The 1646-nt window shown below is 64.7% G+C and carries 1 protein-coding gene and 1 pseudogene; one reads left to right on the forward strand and one right to left on the reverse strand.

Annotated elements, in window-relative coordinates; all coding sequences use genetic code 11:
* Window positions 1–1088: thiamine pyrophosphate-dependent enzyme (locus AHiyo1_RS21290; protein ID WP_253257526.1), on the forward strand; the 1088-nt coding region annotated here is incomplete at its 5' end.
* 9 nt (window positions 1089–1097) lie between these two features.
* Here AHiyo1_RS21290 and AHiyo1_RS21295 read toward each other — a convergent pair.
* A pseudogene (locus AHiyo1_RS21295) lies at window positions 1098–1646 on the reverse strand (exo-alpha-sialidase); the annotation flags it as partial.

The raw sequence follows: 1646 nt of genomic DNA on the forward strand, positions 1-1646 counted from the left end.
CGCACGCCGAGGTCATGGCCATGGCGGACGCACTGGGCGCGCCAATCGTCCACGCCATGCGCGGCAAGGAGCACATCGAATACGACAACCCGTTCGACGTCGGCATGACCGGCCTTTTGGGCTTCAGTTCCGGCTATCGCGCGATGGAGAGCTGCGAAGCCTTGCTCATGCTGGGCACCGATTTTCCGTACCAACAGTTCTACCCGGAGAACGCAAAGATCATCCAGGTGGATATCAGGGGCGAGCAACTCGGCCGGCGGTCCCGGATCGATCTTGGCCTGGTGGGCACGGTCAGGGACACTGCAGCCTCGCTTCTGCCCTTGATCGAGCGCAAGGTAAAGCGCACACACCTGAGTACCTCGCTCAAGCATTACGCCAAGTCGCGCGCCAAACTCGATGACCTGGCTTCGCCGGCGAAGGACGGCCAGCCGATCCACCCGCAGTTCGTGGGCAGGCTCGTGGATGAGTTGGCCGGCCCGGATACGGTTTTCACGTGCGACGTCGGATCCCCCACCGTGTGGGCGGCCCGGTACCTGAGCATGAATGGCCGACGCCGGCTGCTCGGCTCGTTCAACCACGGAACCATGGCCAATGCACTGTCGCACGGAATCGGTGCGGCGGCCGCGTATCCCGGGCGCCAGGTGGTGGCCCTCGCGGGGGACGGCGGCCTGACCATGCTTCTCGGCGAGCTGATCACCTTGGTGCAGAACAAGCTCCCGGTCAAAGTGGTGGTTTTCAACAACTCCTCGCTGAACTTCGTGGAGCTCGAAATGAAGGCCGCCGGATTCGTCAATTTCGGCACTGAGCTCGAGAATCCGGACTTCGCCAAACTGGCAGAATCGCTGGGCATCCGCGGAATCCGGGTGGACAACTCCTCCGGGTTGAAGGCGGGGCTGGCTGAAGCCTTCGCGCACGACGGTCCGGCCCTCATCGACGTCCGCACGGCCCGGCAGGAACTGTCCATTCCGCCGGCGATCAGTGCCGAGCAGGTCAAGGGCTTCACGCTCTACGCGATCCGGACGGTACTCTCCGGCCGCGGCGACCAGCTCATCGACCTCGCGAAGACCAATATCCGCCAGATTTTCTAGCCGGAATCGTTACCGGGCGGGGCCAGCCGTCACGGCTCCGGTGCGCAGATCGAAACTGAAGCTGCGCTCGATCACCCGCGCGCCGCCGTCGTGCGCCACCGCAAAAGTCAGCTCAAGCGAGTCCCGCGCCAGATCCTCCTCGGTGACCGTGTACACCGGCGTGAAATACAGTGCTTCAGCGCCGGATGCCAGATCGGCGGGCGGGAAGTCCGCCGGGTTCGCGTGCGGTCCCAGGAGTACGACGCCGGACGCCGCCAGGGTGCCTAGGTTGCGGGCGCGTCCGGTGAACGCGAGGATGTCCCCGGCTTTGTAGCCCGGAATGATGGGCCCGTAGTTGAGGTCCTGGGCTTCGCGGGTTCCGAGGATCTGCGCCTGCTCCGCTGAGTATCCTTGGCCGATTTCCTTCCACGTCTGAACGTCCCAGTCACGATCGTTGTCCGAGGGGAGGACATGGAATTCACCGGCGTTCTGCCACACAGGGGGCCGGCCGGGAGTGATGGAGCGCAGTTCCATGTGAAACTCGAGGTGGTCGGGCTGGGTTCCCGGCGCACCCGCCGC

The sequence above is a fragment of the Arthrobacter sp. Hiyo1 genome, from assembly GCF_001263615.2.
Classification (GTDB): Bacteria; Actinomycetota; Actinomycetes; order Actinomycetales; family Micrococcaceae; genus Arthrobacter.